General features: G+C 58.3%; 14 protein-coding genes. All 14 read right to left on the bottom strand.

Going from position 1 to position 16,921, the window contains the following annotated elements:
• Nucleotide 1 precedes the first annotated feature (1 nt).
• On the bottom strand, nt 2–841 hold the full coding sequence (locus tag ACCC96_RS16420; RefSeq protein WP_413696318.1) for a hypothetical protein: 840 nt from the start codon (nt 839–841) through the stop codon (nt 2–4).
• Entirely contained in the window at nt 810–1,661 is an 852-nt protein-coding gene (locus tag ACCC96_RS16425; protein WP_413696319.1) for a DUF4123 domain-containing protein, read from the bottom strand. Before ACCC96_RS16425 ends, ACCC96_RS16420 begins: the two co-directional genes overlap by 32 nt.
• The gene (locus ACCC96_RS16430; protein ID WP_413696320.1) at nt 1,658–3,730 is read right to left on the bottom strand and encodes a type VI secretion system tip protein VgrG; all 2,073 of its coding nucleotides are present in this window, start codon (nt 3,728–3,730) and stop codon (nt 1,658–1,660) included. The genes ACCC96_RS16425 and ACCC96_RS16430 overlap by 4 nt, the downstream gene beginning before the upstream one ends.
• A gap of 228 nt (nt 3,731–3,958) precedes the next feature.
• Entirely contained in the window at nt 3,959–4,690 is a 732-nt protein-coding gene (locus ACCC96_RS16435) for a hypothetical protein (RefSeq protein ID WP_018926045.1), read from the bottom strand.
• A 385-nt stretch (nt 4,691–5,075) separates the two neighbouring features.
• Nucleotides 5,076–6,014: a carbohydrate kinase family protein gene (locus ACCC96_RS16440; RefSeq protein WP_413696321.1), complete on the bottom strand. Its 939-nt coding sequence runs from the start codon at nt 6,012–6,014 to the stop codon at nt 5,076–5,078.
• 13 nt (nt 6,015–6,027) lie between these two features.
• The gene (gene xylB / locus ACCC96_RS16445; protein ID WP_413696322.1) at nt 6,028–7,524 is read right to left on the bottom strand and encodes a xylulokinase; all 1,497 of its coding nucleotides are present in this window, start codon (nt 7,522–7,524) and stop codon (nt 6,028–6,030) included.
• Nucleotides 7,525–7,650: 126 nt separating this feature from the next.
• Nucleotides 7,651–9,126 (bottom strand): mannitol dehydrogenase family protein, encoded by a 1,476-nt coding sequence (locus ACCC96_RS16450; RefSeq protein WP_413696323.1) that lies wholly within the window; start codon nt 9,124–9,126, stop codon nt 7,651–7,653.
• A gap of 16 nt (nt 9,127–9,142) precedes the next feature.
• The gene (locus ACCC96_RS16455; protein ID WP_258668507.1) at nt 9,143–10,246 is read right to left on the bottom strand and encodes an ABC transporter ATP-binding protein; all 1,104 of its coding nucleotides are present in this window, start codon (nt 10,244–10,246) and stop codon (nt 9,143–9,145) included.
• A 148-nt stretch (nt 10,247–10,394) separates the two neighbouring features.
• Nucleotides 10,395–11,225: a carbohydrate ABC transporter permease gene (locus tag ACCC96_RS16460; RefSeq protein ID WP_019579064.1), complete on the bottom strand. Its 831-nt coding sequence runs from the start codon at nt 11,223–11,225 to the stop codon at nt 10,395–10,397.
• A 10-nt stretch (nt 11,226–11,235) separates the two neighbouring features.
• Nucleotides 11,236–12,165 (bottom strand): carbohydrate ABC transporter permease, encoded by a 930-nt coding sequence (locus ACCC96_RS16465; protein WP_019579063.1) that lies wholly within the window; start codon nt 12,163–12,165, stop codon nt 11,236–11,238.
• A 181-nt stretch (nt 12,166–12,346) separates the two neighbouring features.
• A complete protein-coding gene (locus ACCC96_RS16470; protein ID WP_413696324.1) occupies nt 12,347–13,657 on the bottom strand; it encodes an ABC transporter substrate-binding protein in 1,311 nt (436 codons plus the stop codon).
• Nucleotides 13,658–13,885: 228 nt separating this feature from the next.
• Nucleotides 13,886–14,791 carry an AraC family transcriptional regulator gene (locus ACCC96_RS16475; RefSeq protein ID WP_413696325.1) on the bottom strand — a complete coding sequence of 302 codons (906 nt, stop codon included), beginning with the start codon at nt 14,789–14,791 and terminating at the stop codon, nt 13,886–13,888.
• A gap of 80 nt (nt 14,792–14,871) precedes the next feature.
• A complete protein-coding gene (locus ACCC96_RS16480; RefSeq protein WP_413696326.1) occupies nt 14,872–15,753 on the bottom strand; it encodes a phospholipase in 882 nt (293 codons plus the stop codon).
• A 171-nt stretch (nt 15,754–15,924) separates the two neighbouring features.
• Nucleotides 15,925–16,791 carry a phosphatidylinositol-specific phospholipase C domain-containing protein gene (locus tag ACCC96_RS16485; RefSeq protein WP_258668503.1) on the bottom strand — a complete coding sequence of 289 codons (867 nt, stop codon included), beginning with the start codon at nt 16,789–16,791 and terminating at the stop codon, nt 15,925–15,927.
• Nucleotides 16,792–16,921 lie beyond the last annotated feature (130 nt).

Raw genomic sequence — 16,921 nt, forward strand, 5'->3', positions numbered from 1 at the left:
TTTATTGTCCTTGTTCAGTGCAGTTGGGATAGACGGTGCAATCACGTCCATCCGGCATTTTGAAGGGTTTGAAATCTGTTTTATTGCCATTACAAAATGCGTATGGATCCTCAAGACTGTCGCCCATGCAGCGTTTCCAGCCCGTGGAGAACTTCACCCAGTTGTCACCAACGGCGGGTCTTTCCTCGCGTGATACATCGAAAACCACTTTTATCGTTTTCCCCGCCAACTGAGCTCGTTGCAAGGGACCTTTTGCCACTGAGCCGTTCGCCTGTTCGGGAGTTGCCACCGATTTACATTTCAGAATTTTAACGATGTAACGATCAGGCCCAACCGTGCGGAAAAACCATTCGCACTGCTTCTGCAATATCATGGGGGAGGGAGAGGTGTGGCTGTCTGCAGTTCCATCCTGAAAGGCAATGCCCGTGTAATCCCTACCTAAATCGAGCCGTGCAGCCCCATACTTTCCGTCAACCTCATATCCAAAGGTATCAAGTACCAAAGGACAACCACCTTCCTTGCTCGTCAGCGGAACTTCGAAACGCGCCGTTTGTGCATCGTTACTCAGCTTCTGCTCAAAAAACTTCAAACCCGGATGGTTCCTGCCCTTTCGAGGAGGGACCGTACAAGCCTCTCCCGTTCTAGGCACATAAGACGCCTCACCTTTAATGCTGAACCACGGCGGCAACTCGGTCACCAGCGTAAAGCTGTCCGCAGACCTAACCGAACAACCAGAAACCGCCATGACACCCGCAACAGCGAAAAACCAAAGCAAACGTCCCGAAAAGGTTGCGTTAGACGCCTCAACCTCACCCACGCTCTGACTGACCCAGCTGCGCATCAAACACCCGCTGACACCGCGCAAAATGTTGTTCTGGCGTCTCCCCCGGCAGCGGCTGCCAAGCCACATCGTCCGCGCACTTGGGATCAAGTCTGAGGCTGAGCATGAACTCTCGCTGTTCCGGCGTGTTCCATTGCCAGGCCTCAAGCAGGTCCATCTGTTCTTCCAGCCATTCGCGCACGTTGCGGGTTTCGGAGAGTTTGGCGGCGGCCTCGATGTGGTACACCAGCAACCAGCGCTTAAGGTTTTCGCGCAAGATACTGCGCGTACGTTCCGGCGAGTTTGGAATTCGCATCCACGGTGCCGGGTTTGGCACCGAGTACATGCCGGGCCTGGCGTTATCCGCGCTTTTCCACTGCTCCTCGTCCCAATACAGCACGCTGCTGATCGGGCCCAGCAGCAAGGGGCGTTCGGCTTCGCTCAGGTTGGCGAGGCAGCGAGCAATCACGCGGTTGTCCTGAAAACGGAACAGCGAACGTTCGCCGTCTTCCTCAATCACCATTCGGGCCTGCCAGTGTTGGGTCAGGCCGTCGAGGTCGGCCTTGTCCATGCTGCCGATCCAGCCCCAGTTGCGCTGTGGGTCGTCCAGCAGTTTGCGGAAGGCATCGGCGCCGGGGTTGTGCAGTTCGGTCAGCCACGGGCTGATGGCGGCGAACTCGGCGTATTGGGTGCGTCGATAGAGTTGCACCGAGCGCTGCATCAAGCCTGCGCTGTAGAGCGAGGTGACGGGGTTCGGTTCGGCGAGGCTGTCGAGGGCCAGGATCAGGACGCGATTGAGTTTTGCTTGTTCGCCAAGCCAGTTGTTCAGTGCGTCGCTCATGCTGTTGCCCCCAAATCACATTTGCCTTCACGGCAGGCTTCGCAAATCGGGCAGCGGATGTCGCCGGCCGCTCGGGCGGCTTTGGCTATGGCCATTTGCACGGCGGCCGGGACGAGCAGGGCACCGGCCTTGTCTTTGGCGGCGGCCCATGGGATGACGGGGTCGAGAATCTGAATCCCCGTGCCCGCGCCGGGAGCGCCACCCGAATTCACCTTCACCTCAGCCCCACTGATCGTCACACCCCCCGCATCGATCTTCACAAAACTCCCGCCAGCCTTGGCCGTGAGCTCCATGCCACCCTCAACCACTACCTTCTCGCCAGCGTTGTAATGAATCTCCTGACCGGCCTCGACAAACTGCGCGGTGCCCACCTTCACATGCTGGGTCACGCCCACGGTCAGGTGATCATCCGCCCGCGCTTCGGTCTTGCGGTCCAGATGGGTGAGGCGGTGCTCTTCCACCTTGAACTCGCTGAACACGTTGGCTTCGACTGTGTCATGCCGTTCATTGCCGACGCGGATCTTCTGGTCGTGCTCGATGTTTTCATCCCAGTCGCGCTGGGCGTGCAGGTAGATCTGTTCCGCGCCTTTTTTGTCTTCGATGCGAAACTCGTTGTAGCCCTTGCCGCCCGGGGAGCTGAGGGTCTTGAAGGTGCTGCGGGTCTTGTTCGCCGGCAGGTCGTAGGGGACGACGTTTTCCTTGTGGTACAGGCAGCCGGTGATCAGCGGCTGGTCGGGGTCGCCTTCGAGGAAGGTGACGAGCACTTCCATGCCGACTCGCGGGATGGCGATGCCGCCGTAGGCATTGCCGGCCCAGCCGCTGGCGACGCGCAGCCAGCAGCTGGTCTTGTCGTCGGCCTGGCCGTCGCGGTCCCAGTGGAATTGCACTTTGACCCGGCCGTATTCGTCGCAGTGGATCTCTTCCCCCGGCGGGCCGGTGACGATGGCGGTCTGGCTGCCCAGCACTTGCGGTTTCGGGTGTTCCAGGGCTGGGCGGTAATGGGCGTCCCACGGGGTGGCGAGGAAGCGGTTGCGGTAGCCCTGGTGGAAATCGTCCTTGCTGTCGGTGACGTCGCTGGTGATGTTCTCGCCAAGCACTTGCGGCTGTTTGCCCTCGTGGACGATTTCCAGCAGCAGCCAGAGGTCGTTCCATTCGGCGCGCGGGTGTTCGCTGAGGGCCAGGAAATGGCCGCTGACCAGGGTCGGTTCGTCGCCTTTGCCTTCGGCCAGTTGGTAGTCGCTGCGATGGCGCTCGAGGGCACGGGTTGCCAGTTGCTTGCCGCGCGCGCGGTCGGTGAAACGGCCAGGGTAGTCGTAGTCTTCGAGGTCAGGGGCGAACGCGCTTTTGGCTGCGCTTTCCGGCAGCAGCCGGGGTTTTTCGAAGTCGTAGTCGCGACGGCTGACGCGGGTGGTGCGGGTTTCCAGGCGCAAGTTGAAGCGCTTGATCACCGTCTTCTCGGCGGCCATGCCGGAGTCCTGCTGGTAGCTCACCGGCGCCAGTTTTCGGAACACCGTCTGGTCATCGCCGAACACCAGTTTGTGGCCGCTGGCCGAGTGCTGGAAGTGGAAGTGGATGCCTTCCTCTTCGCACAGGCGCTGGATGAAATGCAGGTCGGATTCGTCGTACTGCACGCAGTACACGCGCTCCGGGTAGATCGCGCCGAGCTGGAAGCTGTAGGCGTCGGCCAGAATGCCGCGGGCCTCGAGCACCTGGGCGATGATCTTCGGCACGCTGAGGTGCTGGAAAATCTGTTGGTCGTGGTTGTGGCGCAGGTAGGCAAGTTGCGGCGCCAGGCTGATGCTGTAGCGGGTCAGGCTCTTGCCGGAATCGCCTTGCTCGATGCGGTACACCAGGCCATGGATTTTGCCCTGGCCGGTGGCGCCGAAGGTCAGGCAGCCGGGTTTGTGCAGCAGCTCTTCGAGTTTCAGGTCGGGGCGGGTGCTGACCAGTTCGATGTCGAAACAGAACGGCCGGTTGAGGGCCTCACGGCCGATGAAGCTGAGCACCTGAAGGTCGACGGAAATGCCTTCGAGGGTGAGGGAGATATGGATTGCGTTTGCGTCCAGCATGCCTTGAATTCCGTCCTTTGAAAAAGCAGGGGCGGATGGTGCAATATTAAAGAGCCACATTCAAGGCGCAAATGCCGTAGGTCAAGGGCCTGACGCTTGTAGGGCTTTCCCCTATAGCTGAGGTTTTGCACGATGAATACAGGCACTTTTCGAGGCAATTGACCGCTACGCCAGATAAAAAAGAAGGCCCCACAGATGGGGCCTTCGTTTATGACTCAGCCAATAAATTCAAAGCGATTGCAGGGAAATGGTCGCGCTCTGAGAGTTTTGCTGGCTGTCAGCATCCATCCAGACCCACTGCGTACCGTCGCCTTGCAGATTATTGGAAATGCTCTGAATCTGCGAGTAAGAGATCTTGACGGCCCCAACTTCACTTGCAGTAGGCCCGATCGTGGTGACCTGGCCGGAGAGCAGGCCGTTCGACGTTTCATTGACGACGAACACGGTCGCCTGCGCCTCACGGAACTGGCAGGAGAGGAACTGTGTAATGGTGCTGGTGATCGTCAGGTTCATCCATTTCGATGGGGGGACCGCATAGTAGCGGGTGTACTTGTTGAACGGATGCTGCTCACCATCGGCCGGCAGCGGATAGTTGCTGAGCCCCGATGTGTTGGTCGGCATGCTGACACTTCCCAGCCAGATTTCGACCTGTGATTTACCGGCGTTGCTGGACAGTGAGACCGAAACGGTTTGAGTATCGGTGCCCGAGACAAAACCCAATGATGCCAGGCCTGCATTGGCCGTGGTGCCAGGTACCGTGATCGGTACGGGCGGCTGGCTGTTGCTCCAGTTCACGGAGACAGTCGAGTTGTTGTCATTTTGCGCGGAGTTGTAGATAAAGATCCCATACAGCTGGCCTGGGCTAAGCGCAGTACAGGTGGCTGTATCACCTGCGGTGAGCGTAATGCGTTGTCCGCCGTTCCAGTTAATTTGGGCAGCTGAGATAGCGACACTTTCCATGTTGGAGTTCCTTTTCCTGTTGTGGTGGTATAAGGATCCGCACGGCAATTGTCCTTACCTGCGCCGTGCGTGGAAAAGAGACTAGTTGAAGGTATGTAGCGGTCAAGTAACTACCTGGTTGTAGTCGGTTACGTTTTTGGAATAGCTGAAAGTGTAAAACGCTATAAATTTACTTCGGAAATAAAAATATAAAACTGTCAATGGCCGCTTATCTTTTGTCTGGGTTAATATTTTTTAATTTGCAATAAGAATATATCTAAAAAATATAATTGGCGTAAAAATACAACAGCCAATGAAGAAAACTATACGGGCTGTCTTTTATTCAAATCCACCAGCAGGTCCTGAAATCAGGACCTGCGATAGAAGAGGCATGGGGGCGCGAATTTCAGTCCAACTGCCGCCGATACGGCAAATCCGGCCCGGTCTTGCTGCAGGTCAGGGCGGCGGCGCTGACGGCGAATCTGAGCATGGCATCGATCTGCTCCTTGCTCAGCTGTTGCAAACCGTCGACTGAATCCAGCTGCTGTTCGGTCAGCCAGGTAATCAGCGCCGCCTGGAAGGTATCGCCAGCCCCGACGGTGTCGGCAATCTTCACCGAACAAGCCGGCACCGACCATGTGCCATGAGCCCGGCTGAACACCGTCGCCCCCTGACCGCCACGGGTCAGGAACACCAACTGACAACGATGTTCCAGCCAGCCTTCGATCACGCGCTGCGGATCCTGCTCGGGATACAACAGACTCAAATCTTCGTCGCTGACCTTGATCAGGTCGGCAAGCTCCACCAGGGTGGCGATCCGTGAACGCCACAACTCGATATTCGGCTCGGGATTCAGCCGCACGTTCGGGTCGAGGCTGATCAGGCGTTTGCCGCTTTCGCGCTGCACCAGCGCCAGCAAGGTATCGGCAACCGGTTGCACCACCAGCGAGAACGAGCCGATGTGCAAGCCGCGCACTTCTGGCCCCAGTTCTGGCAGGTGCTCCAGTTTCAATTGCCGATCAGCGCAGCCTTCGCCGCGAAAGCTGTAGTGGGGCGAGCCATTGGCACCGACCGCCACCATCGCCAGCGTGGTCGGCGCGGCAAAGTCCACGAGGTAATCCGGGCGCACGCCTTCATCCTGCAGCACTTGCTGCAACCGTCGGCCAAGGTAGTCGGTCGACAGCCCGGCAAATAGTGCGGCATCCACGCCCAAGCGGCGCAAACCTACCGCGACGTTGAACGGCGAGCCGCCAGCAATTGCCTTGAAATTCACTTTGGACGCCAGGCCACTGGCATCGTCTTCGCTGAAGAAATCGAACAGTGCTTCACCACACACCAGATACATAGTTGCTCGCTCTTTAAAGGGTTGCGACATGCTGTCGATAGCGTTCGTAGGCCTGCTGACAGGCCTGTACATTTTCTGCAATCGGCAAGGTTTCACTGGCTAGGTCGAGCTTCACACAGCGCTCGCACAAATCCGCCAGGCTGTCTTCGTGGCCGTTTGCCCAGGACTTGCACCACGCCGCCTGAATCGCTGCGCCAAGCGCCGCGGCCTCGCTCTGTTCGGTACAAATCACTGGCGTATTCATGATGTCGGCGACGATTTGCCGCCACACCGGGCTCTTCGAACCGCCGCCGGTCAGGCAGATGCTGCGGCTTTGTAAGCCATTGTGGCGCAGCAGGTCCAGCCCGTAACGCAAACCGAAGGTGGTGCCTTCCACCACGGCGCGGCACAGGTTGGCCCGGGTCAGGTTGGTCATGGTCAACCCCAGCAGGCTGCCGCTGGCATGGGGCAGGGCGGGAACGCGTTCGCCATTGAGGAACGGCAGCATGCACACGCCTTCAGCACCAATCGGTGCGTGTTCGACCAAGGCGTTGAACTGCTCGATATCCAGTTCGAACAACTCGCGAATCGCGCCGGTAGCATTGGTCAGGTTCATGGTGCAGATCAGCGGCAACCAGCCACCGCTGGAGGAACAGAACGTCGCCACCGAGGCGTCCGGGCTGACGTGCGCTTGCTCGGCATAGGCGTAGACCGTCCCCGAAGAGCCGAGGCTCATGGTGATCGCGCCAGGCTTGATGTTGCCGGTGCCGATCGCGCCCATCATGTTGTCGCCACCGCCGCTGGAGACCAGGGCCTTGGGGTTGATGCCCAGATGCTCGGCGATGCCTGGCAGGATCGTACCGACCGGCTGGTGGGCATCGATCAGCTCCGGGAGCGCGGCTTGCAGGCGCCCGGTGGGATCGATGTCGCGCAGCAGTTGCAAGTCCCACTGGCGCGTACGCACGTTGAAATAGCCGGTGCCCGACGCATCGCCGTACTCGCTGCAACTGCGGCCGGTGAGCCAATAGTTGAGGTAGTCATGGGGCAGCAGGATGCGGGCGATCCGGGCGAAAATCTCCGGGTGTTGTTCTTTGGTCCAGAGCAGCTTGGACACGGTGTAGCCCGGCGCGATAACGATGCCGAGGCGTTCCAGGGAGCCTTGTTCACCGCCCAGATGAGCCAGTAGACGATCATTCTCCGGGGTGGATTCAGTATCGCACCAGAGTTTGGCCGGGCGCAGTACCTGGCCGTGATCGTCGAGCAGCACCAGGCCATGTTGCTGGCCGGAAACGCCGATGCCGTGAATGGCCTGACCATCGACATCCGCGGCGAGCAACGCTCGACGGGTGGCTTGGGTAAAGGCTTCCAGCCACTGGGCGGTGTCTTGCTCGCGACGGCCGTTGGCGCCGCTGATGAGGCTGTGGACAGCGGCGCCCTGACCGAGGACCTGACCGCTGTATGCGTCGAGGATAACGGCTTTGGTGCCTTGGGTGCCGCAGTCGATGCCCAGGAATAGTTGTTGGTTTGCCATGGAAACACCCTACCGAAGATTGTTCCCACGTTCTGCGTGGGAATGCATCAATGGACGCTCTGCGTCCGCTTCTGGATGGGACGCGGAGCGTCCCGGGCTGCATTCCCACGCCGAGCGTGGGAACGATCAGACGGCCAGCACTCGTTCGAGCGTCTGCGTCACGCCAACCTCCCGCAAGCTGTTGCAGCACCACTCGAACGCCGCGACGAACTTTGGCGAACGCGGAATCGCCGTGCCGAAAATCTCCTCAACCTCCAGCAGCCGCTGGATGATCAACGCATCATCAGCCACCAGCGCCTGACAGAACGCCGCCCGCGGATCAGGAATCGAATAGGTGTGGCCATTCTCATCCACGCCTTTGAGGTACAGCGCCCACGCCGCCACTACCAGCGCCGCGCGCTTGGTCTCGCGGCCATCGGCGATCAAACGGTTGAGGGTCGGCACGGTGAATTTCGGAAATTTCGACGAACCATCCGAACACACCCGCTCCAGCTGATCGGCAATCGCCTGATTGGAGAAGCGCGCCACCAGGGTGTTTTTGTACTCGGTCAAATCGATGCCTGGCACCGGCGCCAGTTGTGGCGTCACGTCCAGGTCCATGTAGGCGCGCATGTAGCGCACGAACAGCGGGTCGTTCATGGTTTCGTGAACGAAGCGGTAACCCTTCAAAAAACCCAGGTAGGTCAGGGCCAGGTGGCTGCCGTTGAGCAGTTTGATCTTCATCTCTTCGTAAGGCGTGACGTCATCGGTGAACTGCACGCCGACCTTTTCCCAGGCCGGGCGACCGTTGACGAATTTGTCTTCCAGCACCCACTGCACAAACGGTTCGCAGACCACCGGCCAGGCGTCGTCGATGCTGTGCGTGTCGTGCAGTTGCAGACGATGCTCGGTGCTGGTCATCGGTGTGATGCGGTCGACCATGGCGTTGGGGAAGCTGACGTTGCGCTCGATCCAGTCGCGCAGGTCGGTATCGCGCAGGGCAGCGAATGCGAGCAAGGCTTTACGGGTCACTGCGCCGTTGTGCGGCAGGTTATCGCAAGACATCAGCGTAAACGCGGGCGTGCCGGCTGCACGCCGTTTGGCCAGCGCGGCGCAGAGGAAGCCGAACACGGTTTTCGGCGCGTTCGGATTGGTCAGGTCGTGCTGGATCTGCGGCAGGTGCGCCATGAACTCGCCGTTGCTGTCGTCGATGCAGTAACCGCCCTCGGTGATGGTCAGCGAGACGATGCGAATCTCGGGGCTGGCCAGTTTATCGATCAGCGCCTCGGCGCCGTCTTCGGCCAGCAGCATGTCGCGGATCGCGCCGATGACTCGCACTTCGGTGTCGTCGGTATCGCCGAGTTCAAACAGGGTGAACAGGTAATCCTGCTCTTGCAGATCGTCCCGGGCTCGACGGTCTTCAGCGCGCAGGCCAACCCCGCAGATAGCCCAGTCCAGTGCTTCGCCGGTGTTCATCAAGGCGTCGGTGTAGTACGCCTGATGGGCGCGGTGGAAACCGCCGACGCCAATGTGCGCGATGCCCTGGCGGGTGTCGCTCAGGGTGTAGGCGGGCAGGGCCACCTCGGGGGCGAGGCGGTTGAGGTTGGATTTATTCAGTTTCATCGCATGCTCTCTGAAATCAGGCTGCGGCGCGCAGTGGACGGGTCAGCGCCACGCCGTCGGCATCAAATAAATGGCAGTGTTCGGCGTCCAGGTGCAGGCTCAGGGTTTCGCCATAACGGCTCGCCAGATCGCCGCGAACGCGCATGGTCAGCGCTTCACCGGACGAGGTCAGGACGTGGCAGAAGGTGTCGCTGCCCAAACGTTCGCTGACATCGGCGGTGACTTGTAGCGTGCAATCGCCGGGTTGCGCCAGCTCCAGATGTTCCGGGCGAATGCCCAGGGTCACCGCGCCGCCGACGCTCAGGTGGGCCGCGCTCAGCGGCAGAGTGATGCGGGTGCCGGCGTCCAGCAGCACTTCGCAGCCCCGGCTTTCAACACGGGTGACTTTGCCTTTGAGGAAGCCCATTTTCGGTGTGCCGAGAAAACCTGCGACAAACAGGTTGGCTGGCTGGTGATACAGGTCCAGTGGCGAACCGACCTGCTCGATCTTGCCGCCGTTGAGCACGACGACTTTGTCGGCCATGGTCATGGCTTCGACCTGATCGTGGGTCACGTAGATCATGGTGGCTTGCAGTTCTTTGTGCAGGCGCAACAGTTCCAGGCGCATTTGCACCCGCAGGGCGGCGTCGAGGTTGGACAGCGGTTCGTCGAACAGGAAGATTTTCGGGTTGCGCACGATGGCCCGGCCGATCGCTACGCGCTGACGCTGACCGCCGGACAGCTGTTTCGGTTTACGTTCGAGCATCGGCCCGAGTTCCAGAATGCGCGCTGCTTCACCGACCTTCTTCTCGACTTCGGCTTTCGCTACACCGGCCAGGTCGAGGGCAAACGACATGTTTTTGCGCACGCTCATGTGCGGGTACAGGGCGTAGGTCTGGAACACCATCGCCAGGTCGCGCTTGGCCGGGCTGACTTCGGTGATGTCGCGACCATCGAGCTCGATGGTGCCGCCGCTGACTTCTTCAAGGCCGGCGATCAGCCGCAGCAGGGTGGACTTGCCGCAACCCGACGGGCCGACGAACACCACGAATTCCTTGTCGTTCACTTCCAGGTCGATGCCTTTGATGATGGAAAAACCTTCGAAGCCTTTTTGCAGATTTTTGATTTTCAGGTTGGCCATGATGATGGGCCTCCGCTTTGAGATTCGGGTTGAGCTTGCAGCCTTCAAGATCAAAAGATCGCAGGCTGCGCCAGCTCCTACATTGGGATCGCGTAGGCCTGGAGGTCCTTGTAGGAGCTGCCGAAGGCTGCGATCTTTTGCTTCTGATTCATTTCACGGCGCCAAACGACAGGCCGCGGACCAGCTGTTTCTGGCTGATCCAGCCGAAGATCAGGATCGGCGCGCAAGCCAGGGTCGAGACCGCCGACAACTTGGCCCAGAACAAACCTTCGGGGCTTGAGTAAGAGGCGATCAGTGCGGTCAGTGGCGCGGCTTTGGACGAGGTCAGGTTCAGCGACCAGAACGCCTCGTTCCAGCACAGGATCAGCGACAGCAACACCGTGGAAGCCAGGCCGCCCTTGGCGATCGGCAGCAGCACCCGGACCATTTCCTGCCACAGGGTGGCGCCGTCCAGGCGTGCCGCTTCGAGGATGTCCTTGGGGATGTCTTTGAAGTAGGTGTAAACCATCCAGACCACGATCGGCAGGTTGATCAGCGTGTAGATCACGATCAGCGCGATTCGTGTATCCAGCAGGCCAAAACTCTTGGCCAACAGGTATATCGGCATCAGCACGCCCACTGGCGGCAGCATCTTGGTGGAGAGCATCCACAGCAGCGTGCCTTTGGTGCGCTGGGTTTCGTAGAACGCCATGGAGTAGGCGGCCGGCACCGCGATCAGCAGGCACAATGCCGTGGCGCTGAAGGAAATCACCACCGAGTTCCAGGCGAAGCTGAAGTAATCGCTGCGCTCGTTGATGTGCAGGTAGTTCTCCAGCGTCGGCGTGAAGATGAACTGCGGCGGTGTGGCGAACGCGTCGATTTCGGTCTTGAAACTGGTCAGCACCATCCAGAAGATCGGGAAGAAAATCAGGATCGCGATGGCCCAGGCCAGGGTGCCGAGCAGCAGGCTTTGCAGACGACGGGATTGTTGAAGAGTCATGGCGCAGGCCTCAGGCTTTGTCTGTCAGGTTTTTGCCGATCATGCGCACCAGCACGATGGCCGCGATGTTGGCAATCACCACCGCGATCAAACCACCGGCGGAGGCCATGCCAACGTCGAACTGCACCAGCGCCTGGTTGTAGATCAGGTAGGCGAGGTTGGTCGAGGCGTAGCCGGGGCCACCGTTGGTGGTGGTGAAGATTTCGGCGAACACCGACAGCAGGAAAATGGTTTCGATCATCACCACCACCGCAATCGGCCGTGCCAGGTGCGGCAAGGTCAGGTGCCAGAAGATGGCGATCGGTCCGGCACCGTCCAGGCGCGCTGCTTCTTTCTGTTCCTGGTCGAGGGACTGCATGGCGGTCATCAGGATCAGGATCGCGAAGGGCAGCCATTGCCAGGACACAATGATGATGATCGACAGCAGCGGGTAGTGCGCCAGCCAGTCCACCGGTTGGGCGCCGAACAGCTTCCAGATGTAGGCAAGAATCCCCGAGACCGGGTGAAAGATCAGGTTCTTCCAGATCAGCGCACCGACAGTGGGCATGATGAAGAATGGCGAGATCAACATCACCCGCACGATGCCGCGACCGAGAAACTCACTGGCCTCCAGCAACGCGCTGATCAACACGCCGAACACCACGCTGATCAGCAACACACTGCCCACCAGCAACAGGGTATTGGTGGCGCCGGGCAGGAAACCCGAATCGCTCAGGAAGTAGCTGAAGTTCTCCAGCCCCACGAACTCGTTTTCGCCGGGGTAGAGCAGGTTGTAGCGGATCATCGAAAAGTAAACGGTCATGCCCAGCGGCACGATCATCCACAGCAGCAGCAACGCCACCGAGGGGCTGACCAGAAACCAGCCAGGGTTGGTCAACCGGCTTTTACGCACCGGTTGCGGGATGTCCATGTGAGCTTTGACAGTGGTTGAAGTATTCATGGCGATCAGAACCAATTGGGAACAGACAAATGAAGATCAACTGTAGGAGCGAGGCTTGTGTGGTGAGGGAGCTTGCTCCCGTTCGGCTGCGAAGCAGTCGCAAAGTGTTTTGGGGCCGCTTCGCGACCCAACGGGGGCAAGCCCCCTCGCCACACAGCCTCGCTCCTACAAGTGCGCGGGGTTACTTGGGATAACCGGCGCGCTTCATCTCACGTTCGGTGGTTGACTGGGCGGCGGTCAGGGCCTGGTCGACCGTGGTCTGGCCGATCAGCGCCGCCGAGAACAGCTTGCCGACCTGAGTGCCCACGGCCTGGAATTCAGGAATGGTTACCAGTTGGATACCGATGTAGGGCACAGACTTTTGCGACGGTTGGCTCGGGTCTGCGGCTTTCAGCGATTCCAGCGTCACCTTGGCGAACGGCGCGGCATTCATGTAAGCCTCGGTGTAGGTGGAGGCGCGGGTGCCTGGCGGTACGTTGGCGATGCCGTCTTTTTCCGCGACCAGGGCTCCGTACTCCTTGGACGTGGCCCAGGCGCTGAAGGTTTTCGCCGCTTCCTTGGCCTTGGAACTGGTTGGGATGGCCAATGCCCAGGAATACAGCCAGGCAGAACCTTTGTCGGTGACCTGATGCGGTGCGTAAGTAAAGCCCACGTGGTCACTGACTTTGCTTTGGGTTTTGTCGGTCACGAACGAGCCGGCCACGCTGGCATCGACCCAGATGGCGCACTTGCCGCTGTTGAACAGCGCCAGGTTCTCGTTGAAGCCGTTGCTCGATGCGCCAGGCGGGCCGGACTTTTTCATGGTGTCGACGTAGAAATTCAGCGCATTTTTCCACTCAGCGCCGGTAAATTCCGGCTGCCATTTCTCATCGAACCAGCGCGCGCCATAGGCGTTGGCGACAGTGGTGATCAGCGCCATGTTTTCGCCCCAGCCAGCCTTGCCGCGCAGGCAGATACCGTACTGTTCTTTATCTTTATGGGTGAGTTTGCTGGCGAATTCGCCGATTTGTTCCCAGGTCGGGCGCTCCGGCATGGTCAGCCCGGCGTCCTTGAACAGGTCGGTGCGGTAATAGGTGATGGAGCTTTCAGCGTAGAACGGCAGGGCATAGAGCGAGCCCTTGACCGAAAGACCTTCACGCACCGAAGGGAAAACGTCGTCGAGGGCGTAGTTGGCCGGCAAGTCCTTCATCGGTTCCAGCCAACCCTTGGCACCCCAGAGTGCGGCTTCGTACATGCCGATGGTCAACACATCGAACTGCCCGCCCTGGGTGGCGATATCGGTGGTCAGGCGTTGACGCAGGACGTTTTCTTCAAGCACCACCCAATTGAGTTTGATGTCCGGATGCTCGGCCTCGAAGGTTTTCGAGAGCTTTTGCATGCGGATCATGTCGCTGTTGTTGACGGTGGCGATGGTCAGGGTCTGAGCGCCAAGGCTGACGCTGCTGAGGGTCATGCAGGTGAGGGCAAGCAGAGCTTTTACAGAAGGTTGCATCATGCACTCCTTTTCTGCACCCCGAGGGTTACAGAAGGACAGTTATTGTTTTTGTGTCTTCCTGCGGAGGGAAGAATGTGCGCTGATTACAGCCTTCAAACGCAGGGCTGACAAATCATCCCTAGCACTCAAACCGATACTTTTTTGCACTGATGTTTTGATGGGGAGGCGCAAGGTACGGCTATCCAGCCGTTGCGGAGGTTGAATTGAGTACAGGTTTTTTCGGTCTCAGCTGTGGTTTTGCTCGGTCAACCGCTGAACCACCAACCGCCGATAGTGCGTCGGCGTCATACCCTTGAGCTGCTGGAAACGCCGGTTGAAGTTGGAAATATTGTTGAAACCTGATTCGAAACACACATCGGTCACCGGTTTGTCGCCGTCGGCCAGCAACTCGCAGGATTTGCTGATGCGCAGGCGATTGACGAACTCAATGAAACAGCGCCCGGTGGCCTGCTTGAATACCCGACTGAAGTAGGTCGGCGTCAGACCCAAGTGCTCGGCGACTTCTTCCAGCGTCAAATCCCGGGCGTAATGGGCAAAGATGTAATCCACCGCACGGTTGGTACGGTCGATATTGTGTTCATCGGCCAATTGCGGCGTCGTGGCACCGGAAAGCAACTGGTAGTCATCGGACGCCGCCAGCAACTCCAGCAGAATGAAAAAGTGCCCGAGCCGGGTCATGCCCTGGGTGTCGGCGATGCGCTGCATCAAGGTCATGGCCTGGCGGATGGTGCGCTTGCAGCGAAACTCGATGCCGTACTGCGCGCGCTCCAGCAAGGGCGCAATTGTCTTGAGTTCGGCGAACACCTGATGGCCGCTTTCGAACAGCTCGTCAGTGAAGTTGACCAGCATGTCGCGCTCGGGCACCACTTCGTCTTCGGCCACCTGGCTGATCCAGTTGTGGGGCAGGTTGGGGCCGGTCAGGAACAGTGTTTCCGGGTAGAAGTTACCGATGTAGTCACCGATGAACACCTTGCCGGAGCTGGCGACAATCAGGTGCAGTTCGTATTCCTTGTGGAAATGCCAGCGCACCAGGGGGCAGGGGAATCCGTGCTGGCGATAGATGATGGACAACCCGTTGTGGTCGTCCATCAATTCGTAGGAGGGATCGGTAACTCTGGCTGGTCGGCTCATGTCAGGACACTTTTATTGTTATCGCCCCTTGATCATGCCTCTTTCGGGACGCCTAAGGCCAGCTTGCAACGCAACTGTGCTCAGGCGGGGGCATGCAAGGCATCACCGTATACCGCTTTCATGCTGGTGGCACTCCAGCAGTAACGAACGATTTCGGATTCGTCGAAAAAGTCGGTATTGATGATGCTGCAGCGCGTCACCCAGTCCCGGGTGGGATTGAACCAGTCATTGATGTGGTTTTTGATGTCTTGAGGGCCTCCCAGAAACGCGTAGCTGGTGGCCGATAACGACCATAAAAATGTTTCGTAAGGCGCGTCTTTGAGTGTGCTGGAAATATGGGTTTTCAAATCCTCGGTGTCGGTAAACCGCCTGTTGATCCACTTGTGTGCAATGCGCGGCCAGAAATAATTCTCATCCAGTTCCCGCCGTACAGGCGCTGCTAATATCACCCTGCGGCGAGCACTGATCCGCTTGAGCTCGCCGATCGTTTTTGTGGAGTTGTCAGGCGGTATTACTCGCTGTCCGAGTTGGCTGACCAGAAGCTCATTGAGTTTCTGATAGTCGAAGGGCTTGTTGCCGTCCCCTAGCTCATGAAAGTCGAAAACCACAAATTCGTCCGGGTTGCGATCCAGGAAAGATAATATTGCACTGATCAGCTCATCGAGGACTCGATGGGATTGGTAGCCATTGTGATGGAAATAGAAGATCGACTGATCAGCACCCTCGGTGTAGCCCAAGCGGATATCGAATGCCCGTGCGCCATTGGACAGTTGCCATGCAAATGAACCGTTTTGACACGTCGTCCAGTTGCCGACGACCACTTCATAATTAGGCGCCTGTTTATCCATGCCGGCGTTATGGGCGCCGGGCCAGATAACATCAGTCAGTTTTATACGATTGATGTCGAGGGCAGTGCTCATCCACGTTTGTTTATCCAGCGTGATGGCTGTGTTGTGGGTCATGACAGTTCCTTGTCGTTGAATCGTCTCCTCCATGGCGGCGACGAAATTCATGTGTGGGATATGGCTGCGTGCCATACCCCTATTACTCGCCTGCGTAGAAAGGCTTTCATGACCCAGCATAGAAGTGCACGACGGCATTGCCAGTCACGGAAATACTTGCACAAGAAATAGCTAGCGCGCTTGCTTGGCCGCTTTACTCAGGTTCGCGGTCAGGCAATATGAAACGATGTTGCTTTCTTCAATGAAGTCGACGTTGATAATGTTGCAACGTGTTGCCCAGTCGCTTTTATTCGGGTCAAACCACGAATTAAGCTCATCGTGAATATCTACCGGACCACCGAGAGCGCTATAACTGGTCGCGGACAGGGACCATGGTGCCCATGTGCCTGGCGGATATTTCAGCACTTTTATAATGTGCTGTTCCAACTCTGCGGCACTGGTGATGCCGTTGCCAGACCATTTGTGCTCGATTTGCTGAATGAACACGCTCTTGTCAATTGCCCAGTGCCAAGGCACAGCAACCACAACGCGTTGGCTGTCGCTGAGGCGTTTGAGTTGGCCGAGGCTCAACGAGCGATCTTGGTTGGGAATCAAGCGGCGCCCAAGAAAGTGGACCATCATCTTATTGAAGTAAGCGTAATCAAAGTCATCCCCACTCAATTCATGAAAGTCCAGGATGATGAATTCATTGGAATTTTCTTGCAGAAATGCTTCTACGTCTCTGACAAGGTGTCCAAGCGTGCGGCCGTTACGGTAGCCGTTGTGATGAATGCAGAACTTGCCAAGCCCCGGCGCACTGGCGTCATACGTCAAACGGATGTCAAGCACTCGGGAGCCATGGCACAGTTGCGAGTAAAACGATTCGTGCTGACAGGCCAGCCAATGGGCGCCCGGGATCAGCGGCCAGGAGGTTTTCCAGTCGCTGCCGGCGTTATGGGTGCCTGGCAGTGTCAACTCATTGAGCGACAGTGTATCAATCGCCGGCGTGGCGCCCATCCAGTTTCTAAGTGCATAGTTGTTTTGAACAATGTTGTCCATTTAATGCTTCCTAGCATAGTTTGATAGGTGTTATTGGCTGGCCGAAGTGAGTGACTGTTACCCACTTCGGTCAATAATTTATAAAGGGAAATAGAGGGGTGATCAATCGTCGCGATAATGCAAGATGTGT

This window comes from Pseudomonas sp. Pseusp11, from assembly GCF_047304405.1.
In the GTDB taxonomy this organism is placed as follows: Bacteria; Pseudomonadota; Gammaproteobacteria; order Pseudomonadales; family Pseudomonadaceae; genus Aquipseudomonas.